Source organism: Geodermatophilus sp. URMC 62 (genome assembly GCF_052931475.1).
The window spans coordinates 3,978,484-4,005,206 of the sequence record NZ_JBRFHY010000001.1; the positions used below are offsets into that span (position 1 = coordinate 3,978,484).

Genomic DNA, 26,723 nt, shown 5'->3' on the forward strand with positions numbered 1-26,723 from the left:
GCGAGGAGCCCCGTCACCGGCCTCCCGCGTCATGGCTCGTCATGGCCGGGGGCCGTGGACCGGCACGACAGGGAGCCCCGTGACCAGCGCTGCCAGCACCCCGCTCGAGAAGACCGTCGGCGCCACCGCCGTCGGCTCCGGCGCCCCCGTCCCGCCGTCGGCGGACGCCGCCCGGCTGGAGCGCGCGCTGTTCGAGATCAAGCGGGTCATCGTCGGCCAGGACCGGCTGGTCGAGCGCATGCTGGTCGCCCTGCTCGCCCGCGGCCACGTGCTCCTCGAGGGCGTGCCCGGCGTGGCCAAGACCCTCGCCGTCGAGACGCTGGCCACCGTCGTCGGCGGCAGGTTCGCCCGCCTGCAGTTCACCCCCGACCTCGTGCCCGCCGACATCCTCGGCACCCGCATCTACAAGGCCGGGCAGGACGCCTTCGACACCGAGCTCGGCCCGGTGTTCGCCAACTTCGTCCTCACCGACGAGATCAACCGCGCGCCGGCCAAGGTGCAGTCGGCGCTGCTGGAGGTCATGGCCGAGCGGCAGGTGTCCATCGGCGGGGTCACCCACCCGCTGCCCGACCCCTTCCTCGTGCTGGCCACGCAGAACCCGATCGAGTCCGAGGGCGTCTACCCGCTGCCCGAGGCCCAGCGCGACCGCTTCCTCATGAAGGTGCTCGTCGACTACCCGAGCCCCGAGGAGGAGCGCGAGATCATCTACCGGATGGGCTCGACGCCGCCGGTGGCCGAGACCGTCCTGGGTCCCGAGGACCTGCGCCGCATGCAGCGCACCGCCTCCCAGGTGTTCGTGCACCACGCGCTGGTCGACTACGTCGTCCGGCTCGTCGTCGCCACGCGGCAACCCCGCGAGCACGGCATGGAGGACGTCGCCTCGTGGGTGTCCTACGGCGCCAGCCCACGCGCCTCGCTGGGCCTGATCGCCGCCGGCCGCGCGCTGGCGCTGGTCCGCGGCCGCGACTACGTCCTGCCGCAGGACGTCCTCGACGTCACCGCCGACGTGCTGCGCCACCGGCTGGTGCTCTCCTACGACGCGCTGGCCGACGGCGTGCCGGCCGACCACGTGGTCAAGCGGATCCTGCAGACCGTGCCGCTGCCGCAGGTCGCCCCGCGCCAGCGCGCCGGGGGCTTCGGCCCCGCGGTGCCCGGCGGCCCCGCCGTCCCACCGCCCGGCGTCCCGCAGTACGGCCCGCCGCAGGGCGGCGCCTACGTGCCCGGCTTCCCGCCGCCGCTGCCTCCGGGCCAGCCCGGCCCCCAGCAGCCGCCGGCGACGCACAACGGCGGCAACGGGCACGTCCCCGGCAGCGCGCCGGCGTGATCCTCCGTCGCGGCCGCAGGCGGGCGGACGGCGACGCCGGGCAGGGAACCGCCGCGCCACCGGACGACGCCGGGACGTCGGCGGCCGCCCCTGCCACCGTCCCTGCCGGCACCCCCGGCTCCGGGATCGACCCCGCGCCCGGGTCCGGCGGCGCTCCCGGGGCCCCGCCGCACTTCGGCGAGGGCCCGGCCGACGTCCTGCTGCAGCGGCTGGAGCTGACCGTCCGCCGCCGGCTCGACGGGCTGCTGCAGGGCGACCACCTCGGCCTCGTCCCCGGCTCGGGCACCGAGGCCGGTGACTCGCGCACCTACCACCCCGGCGACGACGTCCGGCGGATGGACTGGCCGGTCACGGCCCGCACCCAGGTGCCGCACGTCCGCGAGACCATCGCCGACCGCGAGCTGGAGACGTGGGCGGTGGTCGACCTCTCGGCCAGCCTCGACTTCGGCACCGGCCTGTGCGACAAGCGCGACCTGGCGATCGCCGGGCTGGCCGCCGTCAGCCACCTCACCGTGCGCGGCGGCAACCGCCTCGGTGCCGTCGTCACCACCGGCGAGCGGGTCGACCGCTACCCGGCGCAGGCCGGCCGGCCGGCCGCCGACCGGCTGCTGCGCGCGGTGGTCGCCACCCCGCGGGCCGCCAGCGGCCGGCGGGGCGACCTCGCCGCCGCCCTGGAGACGCTGCGCCGCCCGCCGCGCCGCCGGGGCCTGGTGGTGGTCGTCAGCGACTTCCTCGGCGACACCGACTGGGAGCGCCCGCTGCGCGGCCTCGGCGCCCGGCACGAGCTGCTCGGCATCGAGGTCGTCGACCCGCGCGAGCTGGACCTGCCCGACGTCGGCCTGCTCACCGTGGTCGACCCCGAGAGCGGGCAGACCCTCGAGGTGCCCACCGGCGACCCGCGGTTCCGGGCCCGCTTCGCCGAGGGCGCCGCCGAGCAGCGCCGGGCGATCGCCGCCGGCCTGCGCCGCGCCGGCGCCGGGCACCTGCAGCTGCGCACCGACCGCGACTGGTTGATGGACGTCGTCCGGTTCGTCGCCGACCGCCGACGGGCCGGATCGGGAGGGGCGTCGCGGTGAGCGCCCCGGCCCGCCGCAGGAGAGAGGGCTCCCCGTGACCTTCCAGTCACCGCTGTGGCTGATCGCGCTCGTCCCCGTGCTCGCCCTCGTGGCGGTCTACGTGGTCAAGCAGCTGCGCCGCCGGGTGTACGCGGCGCGGTTCTCCCAGACGGGGCTGGCGCAGAGCCTCCTGCCCAAGGGGGCCGGCTGGGTGCGCCACGTGGCCTTCGGCCTGACGCTGGCCTCGCTGCTGGGGCTGGTGCTCTCCCTCGCGCAGCCGAGCACCGAGGTGCGGGTGCCGCGTGAGACCGCCACCGTCGTCCTGGCGCTGGACGTCTCGCTGTCGATGCAGGCCGAGGACATCGAGCCCAGCCGCTTCGAGGCGATGAAGGACGCCGCCACGGACTTCGTCGAGCTGCTGCCGCCGCGGATCAACCTCGGGCTGGTGTCGTTCTCCGGCTCCGCCTCGACGCTCGTGGCGCCGACGACCGACCGCGACCAGGTCAACGCCGCCATCTCCAACCTGCAGCTGTCGGAGGCCACCGCGATCGGCGAGGCGATCTTCACCTCGCTCACCACGATCAGCACGTTCCAGTCCACGCTCGACGTCGCCGAGGGCGACGAGCTGCCGCCGGCCCGGATCCTGCTGCTCTCCGACGGCTACAACACCGTGGGCCGGGAGAACACCCAGGCGATCGCGGCCGCGCAGGGGGCCGGTGTCGAGGTGTCGACCATCGCCTTCGGCACCGACTACGGCTCGATCGAGATCGGCGGCGAGGTGACGCCGGTGCCCATCGACCGCGACGCGCTGCGGCAGATCGCCGAGGAGACCGGCGGCCAGTACAACGAGGCCCGCACCCGCGCCGAGCTCGAGGCCGTCTACGACGACCTGGGCAGCCAGATCGGCTACACCACCGAGCCGCAGGACGTCTCCTACTGGTTCGTGCGGGTGGCCACCCTGCTGCTCGCCTGCGGGCTGGGGCTCGCCGCCTGGCGCCTGCAGCGGCTCTTCTGACCCGACGGGCGTGACGGGGGAGGAGCGCGGCCTGCTCCAGTCGGTCCTCGACGACCTCTCCCGGGCCCGACCCCCGTCCCCGGACCGCCGGCCGGGACGAGCAGGACGCCTGGACGGGCCGGGTGGAGGCGGAGCGGCGTGCGCCGCGGGCCGGGCACGCGCCCGACCCCGGACGACGGACGGAGCCGCCGGGGGACCTCGTCGTCCCCCAGCGGCCCCGGGCTCGTGTACCGGCCCCCCTGCAGGGCCCCGCCGCGAGCGGCGAGCGGTGGGGGGCAGGGGGGTCCTTCGTCAGACGGTGAAGCCGCGCTGGCGGCGCACCAGCTTCTTCACCATGAAGACCGTCTGCAGCACCGTCAGCAGGTAGAGGACCGGCCAGCCGATCGACAGGATCGCCGACTGCACGCCGATGCTCTGCTGGCTCCAGGCGTAGATGAGCACGAGGAACGTCGCGAGCGCGCAGACCGCCGGCATGACGTAGGCCGACCCGCGGCCGCGCTCGGCGGCCGCCTGGGCCGCCCAATTGTCCTTCTCCACCCGGGCGAAGAACTGCACCCACGCGGTGACGAAGTGGCCCATGCGGACCCACATGTACAGCTCGGCCGGCGCCACCAGCAGCGCGTAGAAGATGTCGACGGCGCTCTTGTCGTGCATCGACAGCGCGATGCGCAGGTTGAGCAGCATCGCCACCGCCGGCGGGATGAGCCAGACCGGGTTGAAGACGAACGCGCCGATCGACAGGGCCGCCGCCAGCAGCAGCAGGAAGCCCATCCGCGCGCCGATGTTGAACACCATCGACACGTTCTCGTACCAGCGCAGCCGCAGGTTGGGGTGCAGCGGCTGGCCCTTGCTGTCCCCGCGCTGCCCGGGCCACAGCAGGTCGATGCCGCCGAAGTTCCACTTCACCTGCTGGCCGTGCAGCGCCCGCAGCGTGGTCATCGGGCCGACGAACGCCCGGGCGTGGGCGCTGATCTTGGTGCTGAAGCCGGCGTCCTTGATCTGCAGCGAGAGCTTGGAGTCCTCGACCTCGGAGTCGCGCACCCACGGGGCGGACTGGTGGTGGCGGTACATGACCGCCTCCAGCGCGCGGACGCTGAAGAGGCTGCACTGCCCGCCGAGGACGGCCATGTTCCGGCCGCGCACGAGGTTGTCCATGTTGAACCCGGCGAACTGCGCCCGCTGCCCGGCGACGAGGAACCGCGCCATCGCGCCGTGCACCTTGGTCTTGTCGAAGGTGTAGATGGCCGAGAGCCCGCCGATGCGCGGGTCGGTGACCATCTCCTTCTCCAGCCACTCGACGCAGCGCCGGTCGAGGGTGGTGTCGCCGTCGACACCGAGGATGTAGTCGTAGCCGCGGCTGACGAAGTAGCCGAAGTTGAGCGCGCCGACCTTCTTGTCGGGGTTGTCCCCGATGTCGTGCACGTGGACGACGGTCGCGTAGGTCTCGCCCTTGACCACCCGGACGTGCTCGCCGGCGAACCGGCCGGCGATCTCCGGGGTGTCGTCGTCGGTGTTGTTGATGACGACGTGGATCGCGTCCGGCGGGCGGGTCTGCGACAGCAGCGAGGAGAGGACGTCGGCGATCGTCGACTCCTCGTTGTAGGCCGGGATGACGCAGCTGATCGTGGCGTGCCGCTGCTCGTCCCGCGCCTGGGGACCGCCGAACTCGGCGGGGACCAGCGAGCTGATGTCGGGGACCTGCTGACCGCCGCGGGCGAGCAGGTGGACGCGGTCGGTCGCGCGACGCTGACCCTGGACGACGAGCTGGCTCACGAGGGGTCCTCCTGGAGGAGCGGGAGCTCGACGGTGTCGAGCACGGTCTGGCGGAAGTAGCGCTCGGCACCCGGCTCGGTCTCGACCAGCAGGTCGAACTGGACCGAGAGCGTCAGGGCGTCCGCCGGCGACGCGGCGCCGGGCAGGCTGAGCGCGGTGGTGTAGCTGAACGGCGGGGTGAGGGCGAACTCGCCGCGGTCCTCGGCGACCAGCGCGCGGGTGCTGCCGTCGTCGGTGGTGGCGGCGAAGCGGGTGACCAGGACCTCGGTGTCGTCGTCCCCGCCCTCGACGTGGGCGGCGAGCTGGATCGTCTTGTCGTCCTCGGCGGTCCAGGTGGTGGCCTGCTGCGTCGTCCAGTAGTCGACGACGACGGTGCGGTCACCGGCCGGCAGGCTGCGGGTGAGCGAGCCGCTGTCGAGGTCGCCGGCCGGGCGGGCCGGCACCTCGGCGGTCTCCGGTGCCGTCGCGGCCCCCGCGGCGAGCCCGGCGGCGGTGGTCCCGGCCGCGGTGGTCCGGGCCGCGGTGGTCTCGGCCGCGGCGGCCACGTCGTCGTCGGCCGTCAGGCCCGGGCTCATGCTGACGTCGGGCAGCTGGCAGCCGGCCAGCAGCGCCGCCGACAGTGCGAGCGCGGCCGCACGGGCCGCCTTCGTCCGGACCGCGGACGTGCGTGGTCCAGGTGTGCCTTCGGGCACGGGTCCCCCCTCGGGAAGCGATCGGGATGACCGCAGGGGACCGGGCGCCGTTGCACACCCCCAGCTGCGGAACGCGACCGAACGTATGACGCGCGATGGGGTGTACGGGAGTGGTCACAACCCGTCCGGGGGAGGGCGCCCCGCCCGCGGAGGGAGCGCCCGGGGCGGGAACGTACGCAGCGTCACCGCCCCGGGGGACCTCAGCGGGAGGGATCGAGGACGAGCTTGCCGGTGGTGCGGCGGGCGAGCAGGTCCTGGTGCGCCTCGCGGACGGCGGTGAGCGGGTAGCGGCCACCGCCGACGGGCGTGAGCGCCCCGTCGGCCACGAGCGGCAGCAGCTCGGTCACGGCGTCGTCCATCATCGCGGGGCGGCCCATGCAGTGGGCCAGCCAGAAGCCGACGACGGCGCGGCTGGTGCCCATGAGCGCCGGCGCCTGCACCGGCCTGGGCGGACGGCGCCCGGCCATGCCGTAGGTCACCAGCCGGCCGAAGGGCGCCAGCGCGGAGAACGACCCGTCGAAGACGTTGCCGCCGGTCATCTCCAGGACGACGTCGACGCGGCTGCCGCCGTTGGCCTCGCGCAGGGCGGCGGCGAAGGTCTTCGGGTCGTCGTCGGCCAGCGCGGGGTCGACGGTGGCGTCGGCGCCGAGCTCCTCGGCGAGCGCCCGCTTATCCGGGCTGGAGGCGGTGGCGATGACCCGGCCGGCGCCCCAGCGCTTCGCGAGCTGGACGGCGAGCGAGCCGACCCCGCCGGCGCCGGCGATGACGACGACGGACTCCCCGGCGGCCAGGTGCGCGCTGGTGCGCAGCAGGTGCCAGGCGGTGGCGCCCTGCAGGACGACGGCGAGCGCCTGCTCGTCGGTGACGGCGTCGGGCACCGGCCAGGTCAGCCGCGGGTTCGCGACCACCCGCTCGGCGTAGCCGCCGCCCTCGAGCAGCCCGACCACCCGCTCGCCGCCGCCGGCGGGGCGGCCGACGAACTCCGCGCCCGGGACGAGCGGCAGCTGCTGCGGGGCGAGGTAGCTGTCCTCGGTCTGGTGGGTGTCGGTCTGCGTAATTAGGATGGACCCATGCCACGAGCGATCATTTACGTCCGGCTCTCCTCCTACCAAGGCAAGGCAGACACCACGACGTCTCCCGAGCGACAAGAGGAGGTCTGCCGGGCGTACTGCGCCGCCCACGACTGGGACGTTGTCGACGTCATCCATGACCTCGATGTGTCCGGGTCGGACAAGGGGCTCCGGCTGGATCGACCGGGTCTGCTAAGGGTGCGTGCCCGGTGGGATGCCGCCGACGTCCTCGTGTTCGCCAAGATCGACCGGATTGCTCGCAATGTCGCGGACTGGGAACGCCTCCGAGAAGAGGCGGACTCCCACGGCGTGGCCCTGGTCTCCGTCGGCGAGAGCCTGGACCTCTCGACCCCGTCTGGCCGATTCGTAGCGACCATCCTCCAGGCATTCGCGGCAATGGAAGCAGCCATAATCTCCACGCGGACACGAGAAGCCGTTGCGTTCATGGCCCGCGAGGGCCGGCACCGTGGCGGCCTGGCCGCGTTCGGTTGGAAAGCGGCCGAGCGAGACGATGGACCTGGCTACGTTCTGCGGCTCGACCCCGAGAAAGCGCCGATCCTCCGCGAGGCGGTTGACCGCACCATCGCCGGAGAGCCGTCAGATCGGATCGTCGAGGAGTTCAACACCAAGGGTGTTCCTTCGGCCGAAGGCAAGGGGTGGAGCAACGATTCTCTCCGAAAGCTCCTCCGTCGTCCCATTCTCCGCGGCATGCAGGTCCACCGCGGGGAGATCGTCCGAGGCCCCGACGGGCTCCCGATCCGCCCACACGAGCCCTTGCTGACCGACGAGGAGTGGCGGCAGCTCCAGACCGCCTTGGAGGCCCGGGCGCACAAGGGTGGGTGGTGGCGGAAGCCACCCCACCTCCTCAAAGGCATTGCCGTGTGCGACCTATGCGGCCGACCAATGCACAACGTCGACCAGGAGGGCAAGTCGGGCTTCCTCAAGTGCTCTCGACACATCCGCAGTGGCCAGCGGTGCCCCGGCGTGGCGATCCACCGCGAACGCCTGGAGGCATACGTCGAAGAGACATTCCTCAACCTATTCGGGGATGTCCAGATCACGGAGGAGGAGACCATCGAGTCCAAGTCCGGGGAGGCCCTGGAGATCGAGGAGGCCCTCGACTACGTCACGGCCCAGCTCCGCGACGTGGACGACGAAGACGAGGAGGCTGCCCTTCTCGTCCAGCGCCGCCAACTGAGGAAGCGGAAGCGGGAACTGGAGAGCTTGCCTGCGGAGCCCACCGTCCGCGTCATCGAGCTGGGCGAGACCTACGCCGAACGTTGGGCCCGCTCCGACCTCGACACCCGCCGGGCGCTGCTGGCCTCGATGATCGACACCATCCGCGTACGCAAGGGACGTCGCGGCGGCCACGGGATGCCCACCAGGGACCGCGTCGACATCTGCTGGCGTGGCATGTAGAACTCGCCAGCGGGTGGTCGGACCTTTTGTACTATGCCGCCTGTTCCGGAGCGCTCTCGTACAGTTCCGGATGCTGAAGACGTCGCACCGCGTGGAAGTCCTCCCACGACGACGACACACGCCCGTCGGGGAACCGTACATAGGGAACGGCGTGGGGCTCGGGGGAGTGGACGATGCGGATGGTCACCTGAGCGTCGCAGCAGCAGCGGCGTACGGCTCATTGGCGTCTCCCACATCTCGAATGTCCCCGAAGAATCGCTGACTCGCCATCTTTTACGCCATTATTCTTGGGCTCTGACCTGCCGTTGTGGCCCAGGTCTCGACCATTCGTCAACCGGTAAGCCCCATTCGTCAACCGCTATGACTGTCGCAGGAGAATCTTCCAAGAAATTTTTCCGGCTCTGACCTGCGAAGATGTGTCTAGGGGTTCACAGAATGGTCTAGTGCGCCGTTAGAGTCCGTCTATTTCCGGTACAGTTCTCTCTGCAAGCAACACCGCACCTCATACACCACGCGGAGAGAACCCCATGGCATCCACCCGACGCCCGGCCCCAGACGGATACGTGTCCATCCAGGAAGCAGCCGCCATCCTGGGCTGCACCCCGATGACCGTCTACCGCATGTTCGAGCGCGGCCAGCTCCAGAAGCTGAAGGACCCCCGGAACGGCCACAACGTCCTCATCAAGGCGTCCACAGTCCACGAGCTAGCCAGTGCTGAGCCCGTAGCCGCATAGAGACAGGAAGGGCCGCACCGAGGGATCTACCCGGTACGGCCCCGCCAGGTGGACAGACCTGGCACTTCCTATCGCAACACCACCCAGACAGGCCCCCCAACCACGAAAGGGCCGTCCCGACAGCCCCCTACCGAAAGGACCATCATGTCTGAGTATACCCCGGACACGCCGCTCCCTCCAGTCGACTATCGCAAGGACGGCACCTGGCTCCGTGGCGCAGCCATGTTCTACGCCAACGCCGGGTTCCCCATCGTGGCCAACCAGCCCGGAGCCAAGCGCGTCGCCTGGCAGATCCACGGCAAGGACTGGGACGACTGGAACTCCATCGCTCTCACCACCCCTGAGCAGGTGGCCAAAGCGTGGCGGGACAACCCCACCTACTGCCCCGGACTGGTCACCGGCCGCATCAGCCGCGTGCTGGTCATCGACGGCGACGTCAAGAGCGGCGAGAACCCGGCCAAGGAGCTACAGGACTGGCAGGACTCCACCGGGATCACACTCCCCGAGGGGCCGATCGCCCGGACTTCCAGCTATAACACGGAGACCGGCCGACGAGGATTCCATCGATTCCTCACCCTCCCCGACGACGCACCGGAGATCCCCACCACCCTGGAGTGGATTCCCGGCGTGGACATCATCTGCGAGCAGCGCCAGGTAATGCTAGCCCCCTCGTGGAGCGACAAGCGCAAGCTCAACGAAGCCAGGGGTGAAGGGCTCACCGACCAGCAGTACATGTGGCAGCTCCCCGGCTTCCGATACGGCCTCCGCACCAATGACTACTACCCGACCGGCGAAGACCTCCGGGAGTCACTGGAGGAGGCTGAGGCCCCCGCAGGGCTGCTAGAGGACATCCTCAAGTTCGGTAGCAGCCGGACAGAGAAGCAGCGCCTGGCCAGGCAGCAGTCACTCCGCACCGGGCAGAAGCTCAGCAAAAAGGGTGTCATCCTCACCGCAGAGGGCCTCATCGACATCGACCACTGAGGTCTTCTCAACCGATTTGCGCGGAAGAGCTTTGCTGAACGCTGAATGAGCAGGTCAGTGGCTGGACGACGACGTCGCTGCACAGGGGCGTGGGGTCCGGCAGAGGATGGCGTCGACCAAGAACGACCCTCATCCGCACGGACCCCACGTGATCACTTACTCTGCCACGCTCGACGTGCCCGAGGCCACCGCCGTCCTGCTCACCGACCTGCTGATCGCCGAACGCCGCCGCCGCGGCACCGGCATAGGCGCCCGCGCCGCCTCCGCCCGCGACCAGGCCATCTTGGTGCTGCGCTGGTTCCGCCAGGACGCCGACATGCCCACCCTGGCCCGCGACACCGGCGTCTCGGTCGCCACCGGCTACCGCTACCTGCACGAGGGCATCGACGTGCTCGCCGACCAAGCCCCCGACCTGCACCGAGTGCTCGAGGCCGGAAGTGCCGCCGGCTGGAGCCACGTCGTCCTCGACGGCACGCTCATCCGCACCGACCGCTGCCGGACCACCAACCCCGAGTCCGGTCACGACCTGTGGTACTCCGGCAAGCACCGCGCTCACGGCGGCAACGTGCAGGTCGTCTGCGACCCGGACGGTTTCCCGGTGGCCGTCTCCCCCGTCGAGCCGGGCTCGATGCACGACCTCGCCGCCGCCCGGGCCACCGGGTTCCTCGGTGCGCTGCACGCCGCGGCCGCGCTGCTGGGCCTGCCCGCCCTGGCCGACAAGGGCTATGACGGCGCGGGCGTCGGCATCCATACGCCGGCCAAGGGTGCCCACCTGGCACCCAGCACCGCGACCCGCAACCGACTGCTGACCCGGCTGCGCGCCGAGGGTGAGCGCGGCATCGCACTGCTCAAGAACCGGTGGAAAGCACTGCGCCGGATTCGGCTGTGCCCGCAGCGGATCGGTGCGGTCGTCGCCGCCGCACTCATCCTGACCAACGCCGAGCGACCAAACCGTTGAGAACACCTCACTACCTGGAACACGGCGCGGCCAAAAAGCAGAACGAGATTCTGCTCCGGATCGCCACAGCCCTGGTCGGCGGATACCAGAAGACCGACGACGAAGCCATCGATATCTGCTGGAAGTTCCTACAGCAGTGCGAGAACACCGACGACACCTGGCCGTGGACTCGCAAGGACGCCGAGCGCAAAGTTCGTCAGCAGAAGCGGTACGTCGCCAAGGCTCGGGCCAAGAAGCAAGCCGAAAAGCAGGCCGAAAAGGACGAAGCGGTAGAACTACTCAACAACTTCCTGAAGGGCATCCAGTCATGAGCATCGACAACAACCTACCGGCCGAGGTAGACACCGAGAACCTAGCATCGGACCACATCGAAGCCAGGGTTCACCGAAAGCAGATGCGCATGGCGTTCCGCATGGCCAAGGCCCACGGCCACGAGCTGCGGCACGTGAAGGACGTCGGCTGGTTCGTGTGGGAGAACGGCTGCTGGATTCCCGACCCCAAGGACGCGCCACAGAACGCGCTCATCCAGGTCAAGCAGCAGGCCATGTTGGAGGTTGCCCGACTCAACGGCGAAGAGCGGGACAAGCTCTACCGAGACACGACAATGCTCGACACGGCCAACAACATCAACGGCACCATCTCGATCGCCAAGGCGCTGCCACCGATCTCGACAGCCGTCACCGAGCTGGACCCCGATCCGTTCCTGGTCAACATGCCAGATGGTGTGTACGACCTCAGGACCGGCGAACTGATGCCACACGATCGCAAGCAGATGCACACGAAGATCACTGGATGCTCCACCTTCGGCGCCCGCACGGATGGCCGTTGGTATGAGTTCATCGAGCAGGTCCTGCCTGACCCTGAGGTGCGGAAGTTCGCTCAGAAGATCCTGGGCTACTCCATCCTCGGCCGGGTGCAGGACCAGATCTTCCCGATCTTCTGGGGCGAATCCGGTACCGGTAAGTCGACGTTCCTAGACAGCATTCACGCGGCGCTTGGTTCCTATGCCAGCCTTGCACCTACGACTCTATTGCTTGCCACCGGTGCCCGTCAACAGCACCCGACGGAAATCGCCGGTCTACGTGGCCAGCGTCTCGTCATGGTCCACGAAACCGAACAGAGCCAGCAACTCAAGACTGCCGCCATGAAGAACATGACCGGTGGCGACAGGCTCAAGGGCCGGTTCATGGGCAAGGACTTCTTCGAGTTCGAGCCATCCCACACCTTCGTCCTCGTCACCAACTACCCGCCCACCCTCGACGCTGACGATGACGCCGCCTGGTCTCGTATCCGGGTGGTTCCGTTCACCCAGCACTTCCGTAACACCGAACGGGAGAACGTGAACCTCGGCCACGAGATCCTGGAGTCCGACCTGCCATCGGTCCTGCAATGGGTGCTGGACGGATACGCCATGTACGTGGCTGAGGGGCTGAAGGACGTCCCCCAGGCGGTTCTCGACCAGACGAAAGAGCACAACGAGCAGGTGGACAACGTCACTGACTGGGCCGCTGAGGACCTGCGCCGGAGCCCCAGCCATCGGGTGCTGTTCAGCGACGTGTACGAGTCGTGGCGGAGCTGGGCCAAGGCTCAGAACATCCCGCCTGGACGGAAGAACGATTTCAGGGGCAGGTTGGGGAGGCGCGGTTACACAGTGTTAGAGGACAACCGGCAGAACTGGGTCATGGATGTGGCCCTGGTCAGTGCTGACGCGGCGGATGTCTAGAACCAGTGGCGGGGTGGTCGACGGGGTCAGCAGGACAACCAGCAGGGCCCCAAGGCGGTCGGGTTCTGACGCCATGGGCTAGGACCTGCCACGGGTATTGCGGCCGGCTCACAGTTTCTCAGGAGGCTGTGAGCCGGGCCGCTTCCTTTTGTTCTACGGAGAGTGAGATTTCTGGTGCACGGAGAGTAGCTGCAAGTCTTGTAAGTCTGTTTTGGCCTCAGCCATGCGATAGAGAGTTTCAGAACCTTCTAAAGAGACTTACGAGACTTGCACAGAGCTGTGGCCTGCGGTTTAGAAATGAGACTTGCATGAGAGTTGCAGACTGGAGGGAGAGGAGTGGCTTGGAGCACATCTGGCCTCCTCCTGCCCTCTTTCCTGCACTTGCTATATCGTGCTACAAACTGCTGCAACTTGTGATAGACGAGTAATATGGGCCGGACAACCCATCCCACCACTACAAAAAGTAATAGTGACCACCGAGTGCAGCACCTGCCGCTACACGTCGGGACACTGCAAATTACTCGTGGAACTACTCGGGGCGTACATCAACTGTTTCGCGTAAGCCCACCCGCTGGAGCGGCTGAAAGGGAGATCAAGCGGCGCACCGACGTCGTCGGCGTCTTTCCCAACCCCGAGGCGCTGCTGCGGCTGGCCGGCGCGGTCCTGGTCGAGGCGCACGACGAGTGGCAGGTCTGCGACCGCCGCTACCTCTCCGAGGGCTCCATATCCCAGCTCAACCAACCGGCCAGAGAGGTGGCGCAGCCGGCTCTGCTCGCGTCATGGTCATCCCACCGCTGACCGACACGGTGAGGACTACATCCACCACTCAGGTTGACGTCACCGGTCCGCCAGCGCCCGCTCAGAGCGCCGTCACCCGTCCGGGCGAGTGATGGCCCATGTCCCGCCCAAGCGACCCGGTATGGGGCAAACCAGAGGAGAAGCAGGCTTGACCGTTCACTCGTCGATGATCAAACCTCTTCGACAATGGACAAGCGAGGACGCAGCACAGTTCGCCGTCATCCGAACCAGGTTCAACGCAATGGCGGAGCGATCCCGCCCGCACGGCGATGACCGCGACGACCCGACGAGGGGCCTCGAAACATGGGAACTGCGCCGGTTGGGCCGATCGGCTAAGCTCATTGTCTAAGGCAACGGTGATTGAGCGGCATGATCGCTGGCCTCCCGCAAGCGCGCCCGCGCCCGCCCGCGCGTATACCACAAAATCTGCCCGCGTTCGGCTATATCTAGCCTCAATCCGGGGTAGAGTCAGCGAGGTACGTTCCTGCGGGTCAGCGTCATACACCTGGGCTGGCTCCACAAATATTCCTGCGCCAGCCTTCACTGAGATTATGTACGTGCCAAGCAAGGCAACTTCCCCTGCCCAGGCGCCGCCTTGACGGTACGCCATCTGACCCGATGGAGCATATGCCGCGATTGAATGCCAGCCTAAAAGACGGCTGCATGACTCGCCGGGCAGCGTCCAAAGGGGGTCTGCCGAAATGCTCCCAGTGGCCACGCGCGATACATCCGGATTTTTCGGATCGCCCTTACAGGCCTCGTGATCTTGATCCTTGCGTCCGATGATGCAGCGGAAGACTAGGACCTGTCCAAACGGACATATGGGACCCTTGTCCGGGTCACCCGGCCGGGCTGGAGCGTTGACGTGGCGACGGCACCGGCGCTGACTCCTCGGCGTGCGCCGCGGGCCTCGGCCTGGTGCTCACCCTGCACTACGCCCACAAGGACGCACGATCAGTGGTGCCGGCGTGGGGCGGCCCTGGAGGTGTACGAGGGTGTCCCGCCCCGGGTCTGATGGAGGCTCTCAATCCACGTGAGGATGAGAGTCATAGCGGCACCGAGGAAGTACCCCGACGAGCTGCGTGAGCGGGCGACCCGGATGGCGGTGGAAGCCCGGCAGGATCCGGCGACCCGGTCTGGTGCGCTCGCCCGGGTGGCCGGCCAGTTGGGCATCAATCCCGAAACCCTGCGCAACTGGGTCACCCAGGCCGAAATCGAGGGCGGAGTCCGGCCGGGCACGACGACCGAGGAGGCGCGCGGATCGCCGAGCTGGAGCGCGAAAACCGGGAGCTGCGGCGGGCGAACGAGATCCTCAAGACGGCGTCGGCGTTTTTCGCGCAGGCGGAGCTCGACCGCCGACTCAAGTGATCGTCGACTATCTCGACGAACACAAGGAGCGCTTCGGGATCGAGCCGGTCTGCGCGGTGTTGAATGACGCCGGCGTGCAGATCGCCCCGAGCACCTACTACGCGCACCGGACCCGACCGCCCTCGGCGCGGTCGATCGGCGACGCGGCGACGACCGCGGTGATCGGGCGGGTGCACGCCGACAACTACGGCGTCTACGGCGCCCGCAAGATGCACGCCGAATTGCGCCGGCAGGGCCACCGGGCGGCCCGCTGCACCGTCGCCCGGCTGATGCGCCGCAAGGGTCTGGGCGGCATCAGCCGGGCGAAGGGTCCGCGGACCACGGTGCCGGGCACCGGCCCGGACACCCGCCCGGACCTGGTCGAGCGCGCCTTCACCGCGACCGGCCCGGACCAGCTGTGGGTCGCTGACATCACCTACTGCCGGACCTTCGCCGGCTGGGCGTGCGCCGCGCTCGTCATCGACGTGTTCTCCCGCCGGGTGGTCGGCTGGCAGCTGTCGAAGTCCTTGCGCACCGACCTGGCCCTGGACGCCCTGGAGATGGGCATCTGGACCCGTCGGCGGGCCGCCGCGACGTCAGCGACTGATTCACCACTCGGACAAGGGGTCGCAATACGTCGCGGTGCGGTACACCCAGTGCCTGGCTGACGCTGGCGTCGTCGCCCCCGTGGGCTCGACTGGGGACTCCTATGACCACGTGCTGGCCGAGGCGTTCAACTCGCTGTTCAAGGCCGAGCTGGTCCGCAACCGCGGGCCCTGGAAGGGCATCGACGACCTTGAGATCGCCGTCGCCGATGGGGGCACCTCTCACGAAGTGGGGGAACATCGCCTGCTTCGACCACCGACGCCTGCACGGCGAGATCGGCCTGATCCCACCGGCCGAGCACGAGGACAGATTCTACTGGCACAACATCGCGGCGACTACCGTCGCCGCGTCAGTTCCGAGCCTCCACTAAACCCGGGGCGGGACACTCCCGGCCGGCACCACCGCGTGATCAAACCGGCCCCAAACGGGGCAAGGCCGCTCACCGCTAACCAGGCCCGAAGTCGTTACGGGGATCAGCCGACCAGCAGCTGCTGGGACGATCCGAGGGACACGGGCATGGCGACCGAAGTGGAAACGCCGAACTCGGCTGGTCGGGGACGCAGACCGAAAAGGTGCTCAACCGCAGCCACGGTCCGCTCGGCAGCCCGTCCGTCACCGTAGGGATTGATTGCCCGCGCCATGGCCGCACGCGCGTCGGCATCGGTGATCAGCCGGTGAATCTCGGCGATGATGCGGTCGGGGTCCGTGCCGACGAGCTTCACGGTTCCGGTGGCCACCGCCTCCGGCCGCTCGGTTGTGTCCCGCATGACGAGTACCGGAACTCCCAAGCTGGGCCCCTCCTCCTGCACGCCGCCGCTGTCGGTGAGGATGACGGTGGCGCGCGCCATCAGTCGGCAAAACTGGCCGTAAGGTTGCGGCTCGGTCACCACCACGTTCGGCAAGCCGGCCAGCGCCGGGAGCACCGCTTCGCGGACTACCGGGTTGCGGTGGATCGGAAAGACGACCCGCGCCTCGGGGTGGTCGATGGCGATCTGCGCTACCGCGCGGCCGATGCGCACCATGGGCTCACCCCAACTCTCTCGTCGGTGGGCGGTGACCAGGAGCAGTGGCGCGCTGGTGGCGTCGAGGGCGGCCAGGGCTGGATCGGCGTACGGCAGTTGCTGGGCGACAGTCCAGTGCAGCGCGTCGATGACGGTGTTCCCGGTGACGACGATCGCGGCCGGGTCGATGCCATCGGCGAGCAGGTTGGCCTGAGAGGTGGCGGTCGGAGCCAGGTGCAGCGAGGCCAGCTGGGTGGTCAGTCGCCGATTCACCTCTTCGGGGAACGGGTCGTACCGGTCATGCGTGCGCAGGCCGGCCTCCAGGTGCACCACCGGAATCTTCAGGTAGAACGCCGCGAGCGCCGCTGCATAGGTGGTGGTGGTGTCGCCCTGCACCAGTACGACGTCGGGGCGCTCCTCGGCGAGCAGTCGGCCGACGCCGGCCAGCGCGCCCATCGTGATGTCGGTCAGGCTCTGCCCGGGAGCGCACAGGTCCAGATCAAAGGCGGGTTTGATGCCGAACACGTCGTTGACTTGATCGAGCATCTCGCGGTGTTGGCCGGTCACCGCCACCACCGGGCGCACGTGCGCTGATGCCTCCAACGCCCGCACGACCGGGGCCATCTTCACGGCCTCTGGCCGAGTGCCGTACACGACCATTGCGGTCCGCCTGGACTCAGCGGTGTTAAGGGACATGGGGTTCACGCTCCGGTTGTGGTGATGGAGATGTTGCGGAAGACCGCGACTGCGTCCTCCGTGTAGAGCCCGACCGCTCCGTGGGTGTACGGCTCGGGGTCGATGAAGTGGGTGAGGCGGCGGCCGTTGGCAGTCACGGTGATCTCCCCGCCGTGCTGGGTGACCGTGAGCCGATGCCAGACCCCGGTTGGGAATCGCGGCATGTGCCCGCTGGTGAGGAAGCGCTGACCGCCGGGGGCGCCGGGGACCTGCTTGGACAGCTCCCAGCCGTTGGGCTTGAGTGCGACGGCGTAGAAGTGCTGTGGATCGGTCTCGTGCCACAGCAGCCAGCCGACCTCCCACGGGTTGGGGTTGCCCGGGCGCAGCTGCTGGCCGGTGCGCACCTCCGCCGAGACGGTCAGGTCGCCGTAGTCCTCATCGGTGACGACCAAGGCGGCGTGGGTATCGCTGGCGGCCGGGCTGGCCGGCGGCGTGGGGGCCAGAGTGACGCTGTCGGCGCTGATGTCGACCGTGCCGTAGCCGTCGTAGACCACCGACCACTGCTCGCTCACGAACGGCTCCCACACCGGATACGTGACGACCGCCAGCACTGCCAAGATGCCGGCCTGGAGAAGCAGCAGGTGCCTGCGCCGGGGCCGTCGCGCGGTCCTATCGAGCACCGATTGCGCCTGCAGGGACGGCGACCGATTCGGCCCGCTCGACGGTGCGGGTGGTCTTCACCCACCCGTGGCGGCCGCGTAGCACCCGGGCGACGGCCCACCAGCCGGCCGCGTACCACATCAGCCCGTAGATGACGTACAGGTGGCCCCATGCCCAGCAACGCAACAGTCCCGGGCCCTCCGCGCGCTCCCGGCGCCAGTAGACGGTGCTGTACGCCAGGGCCGGGCCGAAGGAGAGCAGATAGGTCGACAGCAGCCACCAGCCGACCGGATTGTGTCCGCCGACCGCAGCAGCCACCGCGGCTACGAGGGAAACAAGGAACGAGCCGGTCAGGCACGATGCGATTAGCAGCAGCAGCGGCGCGGTGAGGTGATAGACGAGATCTGCGGCTGCGGGGCCGGGCACCTCGCGGATCACCTTCGGCACCAGCCGGACGCTCATCAGGTGCCCCTGAAACCAGCGACTGCGCTGCCGAACCAGCCGGGCGAGCTCCGGCACCCCTTGCTGGTGCACCGCCGCGGTGTGGCAGAACTCGTTGCGCCAGCCGCTGGCCAACAGCCGAACTCCCATGTCGAGGTCCTCGGTGAGACTACGACTCCACGGGCTGTGACCCAGAGACTGCAATGCCGCTAGCCGCATGAACTGACCGTTGCCCCCGAGCCCCACCGAGCGCAGGTGCCGGCGGCCGCGCTGAAAGACCTCCGTGTAGATGACGAACTCCATGTCCTGCATGCGCGTCAACAGGCTGGTGAGTCGATTGTTAATGCGCACGCCGACCTGGACCGCGCCGACCCGTGGATCGGCGAAGTACGGGGTGACCGCAGCGATGGCTTGGGACTCGAGCCGGCCGTCGGCGTCGACGATGACGACAACGGTGCGCTGTGGATCGGCGTCTCGTAGCGGTCCGGATGTTAGGTGGCGGATGGCGGCGTTGAGCGCCTCCCCCTTGCCCTGCCGGGCCTGCGGCAGAGTGCGCCGGTACAGCCACACCCGCGGATCGGCGATGTCCTCGACCACGGCGGCGGTGTCGTCGGTGGAGGCGTCGTCGATCACCATGACGACGTAGTTGTCGCCCGGGATGGCCAACAGCCGGTTCACTGAGTTGACAATCACGCGGTCTTCGTCCAAGCAGGGCAGCAGGAAGACGAAGAACAGTTCGTCCTCCGCGCCTCGGGTCCGTGCAGCCGCCCAGCGTGGAGCTCGCCGGGACGCGGCCAGCAGCGACATCCCGTACACCAGCCCCAAGCTGACGAGCACCACCGCGGCGGACACGCAGACGGCATCCATGGCGCCCATCGACCAGAGCCCGGTGCTGGCTGCGGCCCTCATCGCCGAGCTCCCTTGCGATGCCGGCCACCGATCGACCGAGCCCCCTTGCGGTGCCGGCCGCCGGTGGAAGCTGCCACCCTCCGCGGGCGGCCGTATGGGGACACCAGCACCAACGTCGTTACACCGCTGATCGCGAGGAGGTAGAGGAGGAACAGTCCGCCGGCGAGGTCAAGAAGCACGCGGGCGATCAACCAGAGGACATCGTCGGTGGGCAGGGTCTGCGCCACTGTGATCGAGCTAAGTCCCCAGACCCCGCTGGAGTAGTTCACCCATCCCCCGTTCGGCTGCACCGGCTTGGTTCGCTTCAAAAGGTGCGGGCAACAGGACGGACTTCGCTACCAGCACCCGGGAACTACTTGAGAGCAGCACCATCGTCGCGGCTTGTCGTAACAGACGGTGACTACTATCCATGAGCTCACTACAGTGCTCCACATTACATTGACTGCGGCGAAGTTGCGTGCTGTGAGCGCTAGGTAACAATCCGCTGGTTGAAGCAGCGCCATGGCTGGCATGCTCGCGCGATCAACCGCGCCGGCCCTAGGAAGCGTGTTGAACCGGCGCAGCGCCTCTGAATCTCAGTTACAGATTGTGATGAGTGAGAGGCGGCCTTGGGCGATGCTATTGGATCTTGGCGAATGGATGTGGCGGCCGCGGTTTGATGGGACGGCGAGGTGGGCGCTGGCGGGATCATCGGCAGGTGATTGTGAACCGCCCCGGCTTCAGTGGAGGCTGTGGTCCGCCCCATGTTTCGTGGAGTCCGATTGTTGGATCTTCGTGCCACCTGACCCCTTGAGGAGGGGCTGTGGGACGACGTGGGTATCCGCCGGATTTCCGGCGCAAGGTGCTGGATCTGGTGGCTTCGGGACGCAAGGTGTCCGAGGTGGCCTTCGACCTGAAGATTAGCGACCAGACGATCTACTCCTGGCTGCGGCAGCACCAGATCGACCGAGACCTCGGGCCGGGCCTCACAACGCCCGAGCGGGCGGATCTTCGTGCCGCCCGGCGCCGGAGACGGCGATGTTAATTCCCAGGTCGCCTGCGTCGACGAGTATGTCGTCCTTGCTGCCGCGCTTGGCTTGGTCGGTTGGAGACCTGCTCAGACCTGCAGGCGCCGAACATGGTCACGGAGTGGCCCGCCCAGGCTTGCGGTTCCCCGATACCTGACCTATAGTACTTCAGCTGCGTTGCGCTCAACTTAGTTGACCACCAATGATCGGACAGGGACGTCCGCGCGCGCTTGGGGGATGCAGTGCCAGAGGACCCGCAGGACAAGACTTCCAGCGATATCGGCCTGCTGCACCGCACCGACAACACGGTGGCGGCAGGGTCTGACGCCCAAGCTGCGCAGGCCCAGCTGGCGCTGGAGGCCCCGTGGCGCAACCCCGAGCCCTGGTGGCTGCGGGCGGGGGTGCGCCCGTACTTATTGCTCGGTGACGTCGCGGCCTTCGTCATTGCCACGGCCATTACGACGCCGGCGAACCCTGTGCACGTGGTCGTCCTCGGGGTGTACGTCGCGGTGTTCTACGTAGTGGGGCTCTACCGGTCCCGGCTCAACCTGTCGCTGCTGGACGACCTCCCCTACATCCTGGCCGCGTCCCTCGTCGGTTTCGCGCTCAAGCTGGCGCTGATTTCCCTGTTCCCGCACGTCGACCCGCCGCCCCGGCAGGTCCTCCATGCGCTGGTGCTCCTGGCTGCCGTGCTTGTAGTGCGGTGGATCGCCTACACAGTCGTCCGCAGGGCGCGGTGCCGAGGCAAGGTCCATCACCGCACGCTGATCGTCGGCGCCGGACAGGTGGGTATCCGTCTGGCGAACACTCTGCAGGACCGTCCCTACTACGGCCTGGACCCGGTGGGCTTCGTCGACTGCGATCCACCAACTCAGAACTCGCTGCTACCGGCGCCGGTGCTGGGCGCGTACGAGCAGCTGGGGAAGGTCATCCGCGAGCACCGGATCCGTGACGTCATCGTGGCCTTCGGCGGGGCCAATGAAGATGACCTAGTCGACATCCTCCGTACCTGCGACCGGCTCGACGTCGAGGTCTTCCTGGTCCCTCGGCTCTTCGAGCTGCACAACGCCAACCGCTACACCGATGAGATCTGGGGGATCCCCCTCATCCGAGTGCGACGGGCGGTGTTCCGCAGCCCGTGGTGGAAGGTCAAGCGGGCGATCGACATCGTCATCTCCGGTGTGGCCCTGATCGTCTTGTCCCCACTGCTCGCGGTCGTCGCCCTGGCCGTCCGCTGGGAGGGTGGCCCCGGGATCATCTTCCGGCAGCAGCGGGTCGGTCTCGACGGACGTCCGTTCGACGTGCTTAAGTTCCGGTCGCTCAAACCCGTGAATGAGACGGAGTCGCAGACGAACTGGAACATCAAGCACGACGACCGGCTGGGCCCGGTGGGCAGGTTCATCCGCGCCAGCTCGCTCGACGAGCTGCCCCAGCTGTGGAACATCCTCCGGGGCGACATGAGCCTCGTCGGGCCCCGCCCGGAGCGCCCCCACTTCGTCGAGCAGTTCTCCACCCACATCCCCCGCTACACCGCCCGCCACCGGGTCCCGGCCGGGCTGACCGGCTGGTCGCAGGCGCACGGACTCCGCGGCGACACCTCAATCGAGGACCGGGCGCGCTTCGACAACTACTACATCGAGAACTGGTCCCCCTGGCTGGACATGAAGATCCTCATCAAGACGGTCGGTCAGGTCGTCCGACGCCAGGGCGGGTGACGCCGGACGCTGGCACCGCCCGCCACGGGTGCACGCCGAAGCGGTGCCCGATCTGGGCGACGATGACGTCCGAGATTGGGGTCACCTTGGCGGCCGGAGCGGCGGCCTGCAGCCGGGAGGATTCGTGCGTGGCCCCGTACTGGGTCGGTGGCCCGGTCTGGGTCAGCTCCAGCACCTGGTCCTGCGGCGCACGTCGGCAGCGACGACGGTTTACCCGCCGCGGCAAATCCGTCAGGCCAGCCGGCCTTGCTGTAGCGGCGTCGCCAGGTGACCACCGTGGGCTCGGCGCAGCTGCTATCGGAGCGATTGTTCGCCCCGCATACTCGCTAGCGGCTCGCCGCACCATCCCAGCTCGCTTGCTCGACGTCTCGGGCCGGCGCATCCGCCGCGCGCCACTATCGTGACCGCCCTTGACATCTTCTGCAGCTGACCAGGTTCCGTCCTCGAGACGCCAGTGCGCGCTTCAGGTGTCCCGCAGGCGGGTGGTCAGGCGAGGATCCAGCTCCGCATCTGGTCGTGGACCGGTTTGGGGGTGCTGTCCGCGCGGGTGAGCCCGAAGTAGTTCTCCCGCTCGGCGCTGCCGTAGGGGGTGCGGTCGCGCATGGTGTAGAGGAACAGGACGCTGTCGGGTTCCCGCGCGAACCACAGGTCGCGGCCGCCGACGAGCGACCGGGCGTGCTGGTCCTCGGTCAGGGAGTTGTCCCCCGACGAGGGGGCGCCGAACTCGGATCCCCACAACGGGGTGGCGCCGTCCCCGTTCTGGTTCATCACCTGCCGGATCTGAGCTGCGTAGTACAGCTCTCCGGAGTCCCAGGCGCCCTGCCGTGACCAGTACGGGTCCTGATAGGGGTGGGTGTTGGCGATGTCGAAGTACGGCTTGCCGCCTTGGGCGTACAGGTCGCGGTACCAGGTGACAGTGTTGATGGTGGACCCCCAGCCGACGCCTCCGGCCAGGACTCTCGCGTTCGGATCTGCGGCCTTGATCCTCGGATAGGCCGCCTTGAGCAGCGTGGCGTAGCTGCTGGTGTTCGGGTTCGACCAGAACTGGGGGAGGTTGGGTTCGTTCCACACCTCGTAGTGCACGACCCGACCCCGGTAGCGGGTGGCCACACGGTTGCAGAACGCGGCAAACCCGTCGCGCTGGTTCTGGGTGGTGGGCCCGTGGGTCTCTGGCGTCTCCGCGGGGCGCGCCCAGGTCGGGAGGGTGCCCAGGACCAAGAGCGGACGGAGGTGGCGGGCAGCGCAGGCATCGACCAGGCCGTCCAGCTCGGCCCACGACCAGGTGCCGCGAGTGCCCTCGATCCACGCCCAGTTGGCGTCGGTGCGCAACCAGTTCGCGCCCAGGTGGACGGCCTCGTCCAGACGCGCATCACGCCACGCGGCGCCGCGATACATGAGATCGGCGGCACCGATGGAGACCCCGATCCGGGCCGCGCGGGACGTGGTGGTGTGCGTCGCCCGGGCCGCACCGGAGCCGAGGGTGAGCGCGGCGACTGCTGCGACGGCGCCGGTGAGGACACGACGGCGGGTCATCGTGGACATGGAATCTCGACCGCTTCCCGGTAGGCAACGCGCCGGCCAGCACGGCGCAGGTTGAAGATCAACTCAGCCTGATGTGTTCACCTGTCCGGATTTACCTCCTCCACTGCCTCCCCCGACGCCCTCGATCCCGGCCGGTCGAGACAGCATTTAGCGGTGCGCTAGTCGTCTCCGTCAGGAATATGACGCGGTTGCGCACTGACATGTCCAACTGGTGCACACCTCATCGATAAGCGTCCAGCAGGGGTTTGCGGAACTACTTCGATAAGGCTCAAGTAGTGCATTCGCTATTTCAGATCACCTATGAGGCGGTTAATCTTTAGTCATGGTCGGAGCGTCCTCGAGTACCCGGCCTGCTGGGAGCGGTGACGATCCGGGACGGACAGGTGCGGCTCATGGGGCAGCGGCTGGTGCTCAGGTGCGCGAGCGGACGCGGTGACCAGTGACTCGTTGCCGGTTTCGGTCGCGCAGACGACAGGGGGTTGATCCTCTGCCACCGGTCGCGCTGCACTCCTCGGAGTCGGCACGCCACACAGTGTTGGTGACCATGCGGTCCTCATTGTGCTGGCAGACGGTGAGAGCCGCGCCGACGAGGAGGGCGAACAGGGGCGCGAGGAGCAGCCAGGCTGCCAGCATCAACCAGAGCATCGAACCCCTACCTGTTCGATCGGGATAGCTGTTCAGGGCGGGAGTCGATTACCGGCTCGCGGTCACCGGCGCCTGTGGTGGACCTGGTGTCGTACCGCGCCGTTGGTCGACCTCGGACGCGGCGCCTGGGGTCGGGCGTCGAAGAACTTCTCGAGGGTGGTCATCAAGCCGGGCGCCGCAGGAGGTCGCGGTGCGGTGCTGTTCCTGCCGTCCGCACCCCCGTGGCTTGAGCGGTGGGCCGGCAAGCGGATCCGATTGCGTCACCATCTCACAGTACTAGCCACTGACCAAGTTACGAAGACCGATGTCTAATTACGGGAGACGCTGAAGCGAGTCGACGCCCGTTGGGAGCGCGTCGCAGGACGCCTGTCCCCAGTACATGGACAACTGCGATCGGTAGATCACTCTCCGTACAGGGTGAAGGCGGATTCGACACGCAAAGCTGCTGGCAGAGCCCTTGGTCCTTGGAACGAGGGACCACAGGCGTTTACAGTGTGTTACTGATGGACGCCTTCCAGCAGGCCGTGGACGAGGCGCGTCGGCAGCTCATCCGCGAGGAGGGGCAGAACGTGTCCGTGCGGGAGCTGATCCGCCGCGCGGGGTTCGACGACTCCCGCCGGGCTGCCGTGGCGCGCCATCTCAATCCCAACCTGCGCTGGCCGAAGGGACACCGGGTGCCGCCGGGGATCGTGCGGGCACTGGCCGCGGTCTTGCCGCTCAGCGAGTCCAGCCTGATGCAAGCCGCCCAGATGGCGGCCGGCTACCGGGTGGACGAGGAGGAGCCGCGGGACCTGGGGTTCGAGGTGGCCCGATTCCTGGGTGATGCGGACGTGTCGGCGGAGGAGAAGGCGCGGCTACGGGCACAGCTGCTGCAGCTCATCGCCGAAGACCTCCAGCGACCCTCCGGGGCATGAGCCCGACCTCGCCGCCCCCTCCCTCGACGGCGGTCGAGCCCACCGGCGAAACGCCCCACTGCCAGCCTGTCGAGACCTTGCCGTCTCAGCCCGGATGCACGCTCGCTGGAGCAGCGTTCGATCACCATCCCCACGCCAGGCGGCGCAGCGTTTGCCCGTGCAGACGTTGGGCACACCCGCCTCCGCGCCGGGGACCTCGCCGTTCCCGAGGATCCGCAGGGGTGCGCGCCCTCGCGCGGGCCTCCGGGCCCTCAGCCCGCTGCGCACAACTTCGCGGCCCGCCGCAGAGTCGCGTACCGTCCGTAGTGGCTTGATCGCGCCCTCGCTGCATCCGAGGGTCGGCTTCCCGGGAGACACCCTCGTGACCCACTTCTTGGACGAGTCCTGCCTTGCCGAACTCCTCGCGGCGCTGTCGGGCCGCCACCACCTGCCTGCGGGCTCCTCGGACTTGACCCTGGCCGAGGGGTTCATCGAAGTGCGCTGTCGGTCACTGGAGGGCCGGGCGGTGTGCGCGGCGATGACGGTCGACGGCGTGCTGTGGGTGGTCATCGACCCCGACAAGCCCAACGCGGTGGAACTGGCCTGCGAGATGCTCGAGGAGTGGCGCGCCCGCTACCTGCAATCGACGGTGACCGAGGCCTACCCGCGATAGAAGCGCACGTCGCACCGGACACCGACTCCACTACAGCGTCGCTCCGGAACGGCTGCGGCCATGCGGTGAAGTCCGCAGGGGCGGGGTGAGTCAGTAGTCATCAGGCGTGACCGGCAACCGCCGTGGGTCAGCGCCGGCGCCGCTTGGCGGCGTACATGGCGTCGTCGGCGTCCCGGACCACCCGTTGGTGGGCAGTTGCGGGATCGGCGCCGCCTTCCGTGAGGCCGATCCCGATGCTCATAGTCAGAGAGATCGTGGTCTCCTCGATGATCACCGGGTTGTGGAGGGCATCGCGCAGCCGCTCAACCAGGAGGTCGGCGTGGGCTCGGTCGGTGTGCTCGCACACGACACCGAACTCATCGCCGCCCAGTCGTGCCGCGGTGTCGCTGGCTCGCAGCACCGTCTGCAGGCGCTCAGCAAAGGCGACCAGAATCAGGTCGCCGGTGTGGTGGCCGAGCGTGTCGTTGATGGTCTTGAAGCCGTCGAGGTCGATGATCAGCACGCAGGTGGGGGTCTGTTCGCGCAAGCCGCGCTCCAGAGCGTGCTGCAGCCGGTCCTGGAACAGCAACCTGTTGGGCAGCCCGGTCAGCGGGTCGTGCAGCGAGCGGTGCAGCAGCTGTGCCTCGAGGGCCTTTCGGTCGGTGATGTCCTCGACGATCATGACCAGGTGAGACGGTTCACCCGCCGGGTTGCCCTCCACCCAGGAGGCGGTCACCTGCACCGGGAACTCGTTCCCGTCGGCGTGTAGCAGGCTGGTCTCGTGGCGCATCGGCTGGCTGTGATCGGCCAGCAGCCTCGCATGCGCCTCGCTCGCGCCCGCTTGGCCGGCGGAGTGCACCAGGTCCAGCACGGATCGGCCGTGCAACACCTCGGCGGCCGTGCCGAGCATCCGGCACAGCGCGGGGTTGGCGTCGACCAGGACCCCGGCGGGTGTGGTGAGGGCGATTCCCATCGGCGCATTGGTGAACGCGCTGCGCTGGTCCGCCGGAGGGAGCGCGCCCGTCACCTCATTCAGGGTCCACCTCCGCAATGAGGTCCAGCTTGCGCGAGAGACGCCGGAATCGGCG

At 68.5% G+C, this 26,723-nt stretch carries 22 protein-coding genes, 2 pseudogenes and 1 other annotated feature; of the genes and pseudogenes, 16 read left to right on the forward strand and 8 right to left on the reverse strand.

Features of this window, described 5'->3' with window-relative positions; all coding sequences use genetic code 11:
• Positions 1-79 precede the first annotated feature (79 nt).
• From ACU616_RS19255 to ACU616_RS19265, 3 genes are read left to right on the forward strand one after another with little or no spacing between them, the layout of a single operon-like run.
• Positions 80-1,324 carry an AAA family ATPase gene (locus ACU616_RS19255; RefSeq protein WP_446760024.1) on the forward strand — a complete coding sequence of 415 codons (1,245 nt, stop codon included), beginning with the start codon at positions 80-82 and terminating at the stop codon, positions 1,322-1,324.
• Positions 1,321-2,400 (forward strand): DUF58 domain-containing protein, encoded by a 1,080-nt coding sequence (locus ACU616_RS19260; protein WP_446760025.1) that lies wholly within the window; start codon positions 1,321-1,323, stop codon positions 2,398-2,400. Before ACU616_RS19255 ends, ACU616_RS19260 begins: the two co-directional genes overlap by 4 nt.
• Before the next feature lie 34 nt (positions 2,401-2,434).
• A complete protein-coding gene (locus ACU616_RS19265; RefSeq protein WP_446760026.1) occupies positions 2,435-3,394 on the forward strand; it encodes a VWA domain-containing protein in 960 nt (319 codons plus the stop codon).
• A gap of 291 nt (positions 3,395-3,685) precedes the next feature.
• Here ACU616_RS19265 and ACU616_RS19270 read toward each other — a convergent pair whose 3' ends face one another.
• From ACU616_RS19270 to ACU616_RS19280, 3 genes are all read right to left on the reverse strand, one after another.
• Positions 3,686-5,167: a glycosyltransferase family 2 protein gene (locus ACU616_RS19270; RefSeq protein ID WP_446760027.1), complete on the reverse strand. Its 1,482-nt coding sequence runs from the start codon at positions 5,165-5,167 to the stop codon at positions 3,686-3,688.
• Entirely contained in the window at positions 5,164-5,859 is a 696-nt protein-coding gene (locus ACU616_RS19275; RefSeq protein WP_446760028.1) for a hypothetical protein, read from the reverse strand. Before ACU616_RS19275 ends, ACU616_RS19270 begins: the two co-directional genes overlap by 4 nt.
• Before the next feature lie 200 nt (positions 5,860-6,059).
• Positions 6,060-6,971: a quinone oxidoreductase family protein gene (locus ACU616_RS19280; RefSeq protein ID WP_446760029.1), complete on the reverse strand. Its 912-nt coding sequence runs from the start codon at positions 6,969-6,971 to the stop codon at positions 6,060-6,062.
• Here ACU616_RS19280 and ACU616_RS19285 point away from each other — a divergent pair.
• The 9 genes and pseudogenes from ACU616_RS19285 to ACU616_RS19325 all read left to right on the forward strand — a co-directional run bounded on the left by ACU616_RS19285 (position 6,930) and on the right by ACU616_RS19325 (position 15,557).
• Complete coding sequence (locus ACU616_RS19285; protein WP_446760030.1) at positions 6,930-8,348, forward strand: recombinase family protein; 1,419 nt, start codon at positions 6,930-6,932, stop codon at positions 8,346-8,348. The two genes, ACU616_RS19280 and ACU616_RS19285, sit on opposite strands and share 42 nt — an antisense overlap.
• A gap of 527 nt (positions 8,349-8,875) precedes the next feature.
• The gene (locus ACU616_RS19290; RefSeq protein WP_446760031.1) at positions 8,876-9,082 is read left to right on the forward strand and encodes a helix-turn-helix domain-containing protein; all 207 of its coding nucleotides are present in this window, start codon (positions 8,876-8,878) and stop codon (positions 9,080-9,082) included.
• Positions 9,083-9,226: 144 nt separating this feature from the next.
• Entirely contained in the window at positions 9,227-10,063 is an 837-nt protein-coding gene (locus tag ACU616_RS19295; protein ID WP_446760032.1) for a bifunctional DNA primase/polymerase, read from the forward strand.
• A gap of 148 nt (positions 10,064-10,211) precedes the next feature.
• Positions 10,212-11,021 (forward strand): IS5 family transposase, encoded by an 810-nt coding sequence (locus ACU616_RS19300; protein ID WP_446758835.1) that lies wholly within the window; start codon positions 10,212-10,214, stop codon positions 11,019-11,021.
• Entirely contained in the window at positions 11,018-11,332 is a 315-nt protein-coding gene (locus ACU616_RS19305; RefSeq protein WP_446760033.1) for a hypothetical protein, read from the forward strand. The genes ACU616_RS19300 and ACU616_RS19305 overlap by 4 nt, the downstream gene beginning before the upstream one ends.
• Positions 11,329-12,744 carry a DNA primase family protein gene (locus ACU616_RS19310; RefSeq protein ID WP_446760034.1) on the forward strand — a complete coding sequence of 472 codons (1,416 nt, stop codon included), beginning with the start codon at positions 11,329-11,331 and terminating at the stop codon, positions 12,742-12,744. Before ACU616_RS19305 ends, ACU616_RS19310 begins: the two co-directional genes overlap by 4 nt.
• 565 nt (positions 12,745-13,309) lie before the next feature.
• A pseudogene (locus ACU616_RS19315) lies at positions 13,310-13,542 on the forward strand (transposase); the annotation flags it as partial.
• 1,039 nt (positions 13,543-14,581) lie between these two features.
• Positions 14,582-14,770 (forward strand): annotated as a pseudogene (locus ACU616_RS19320) (transposase); the annotation flags it as partial.
• 97 nt (positions 14,771-14,867) lie between these two features.
• Positions 14,868-14,999: a sequence feature (AL1L pseudoknot), on the forward strand.
• A complete protein-coding gene (locus tag ACU616_RS19325; protein ID WP_446760035.1) occupies positions 14,907-15,557 on the forward strand; it encodes an IS3 family transposase in 651 nt (216 codons plus the stop codon). (Overlaps the previous feature by 93 nt.)
• Positions 15,558-15,968: 411 nt before the next feature.
• Here the strand turns inward: ACU616_RS19325 and wecB are convergent, their stop codons facing one another.
• The 3 genes from wecB to ACU616_RS19340 form a co-directional block, all read right to left on the reverse strand.
• The gene (gene wecB / locus ACU616_RS19330; protein ID WP_446760036.1) at positions 15,969-17,192 is read right to left on the reverse strand and encodes a non-hydrolyzing UDP-N-acetylglucosamine 2-epimerase; all 1,224 of its coding nucleotides are present in this window, start codon (positions 17,190-17,192) and stop codon (positions 15,969-15,971) included.
• Between the two features lie 5 nt (positions 17,193-17,197).
• Entirely contained in the window at positions 17,198-17,743 is a 546-nt protein-coding gene (locus tag ACU616_RS19335) for a family 16 glycoside hydrolase (protein ID WP_446760037.1), read from the reverse strand.
• A gap of 97 nt (positions 17,744-17,840) precedes the next feature.
• Positions 17,841-19,181 carry a glycosyltransferase family 2 protein gene (locus ACU616_RS19340; RefSeq protein WP_446760038.1) on the reverse strand — a complete coding sequence of 447 codons (1,341 nt, stop codon included), beginning with the start codon at positions 19,179-19,181 and terminating at the stop codon, positions 17,841-17,843.
• Between the two features lie 802 nt (positions 19,182-19,983).
• On the opposite strand from ACU616_RS19340, the gene ACU616_RS19345 reads away from it, so the two are divergent.
• Together ACU616_RS19345 and ACU616_RS19350 are read left to right on the forward strand one after the other, a co-directional pair.
• Positions 19,984-20,205, forward strand: coding sequence for a transposase (locus tag ACU616_RS19345; RefSeq protein ID WP_446760039.1), 222 nt, complete (start codon positions 19,984-19,986; stop codon positions 20,203-20,205).
• A gap of 225 nt (positions 20,206-20,430) precedes the next feature.
• Complete coding sequence (locus ACU616_RS19350; RefSeq protein WP_446760040.1) at positions 20,431-21,903, forward strand: sugar transferase; 1,473 nt, start codon at positions 20,431-20,433, stop codon at positions 21,901-21,903.
• 486 nt (positions 21,904-22,389) lie between these two features.
• On the opposite strand, the gene ACU616_RS19355 is transcribed toward ACU616_RS19350, so the two are convergent.
• Positions 22,390-23,436, reverse strand: a complete 1,047-nt coding sequence (locus ACU616_RS19355) for a cellulase family glycosylhydrolase (RefSeq protein WP_446760041.1) — start codon at positions 23,434-23,436, stop codon at positions 22,390-22,392.
• 1,157 nt (positions 23,437-24,593) lie between these two features.
• On the opposite strand from ACU616_RS19355, the gene ACU616_RS19360 reads away from it, so the two are divergent.
• Together ACU616_RS19360 and ACU616_RS19365 are read left to right on the forward strand one after the other, a co-directional pair.
• A complete protein-coding gene (locus tag ACU616_RS19360) occupies positions 24,594-25,004 on the forward strand; it encodes a hypothetical protein (RefSeq protein ID WP_446760042.1) in 411 nt (136 codons plus the stop codon).
• 361 nt (positions 25,005-25,365) lie between these two features.
• Positions 25,366-25,656, forward strand: coding sequence for a hypothetical protein (locus ACU616_RS19365; protein WP_446760043.1), 291 nt, complete (start codon positions 25,366-25,368; stop codon positions 25,654-25,656).
• Between the two features lie 127 nt (positions 25,657-25,783).
• Here the strand turns inward: ACU616_RS19365 and ACU616_RS19370 are convergent, their stop codons facing one another.
• Positions 25,784-26,662 carry a diguanylate cyclase domain-containing protein gene (locus tag ACU616_RS19370; protein WP_446760044.1) on the reverse strand — a complete coding sequence of 293 codons (879 nt, stop codon included), beginning with the start codon at positions 26,660-26,662 and terminating at the stop codon, positions 25,784-25,786.
• Positions 26,663-26,723 lie beyond the last annotated feature (61 nt).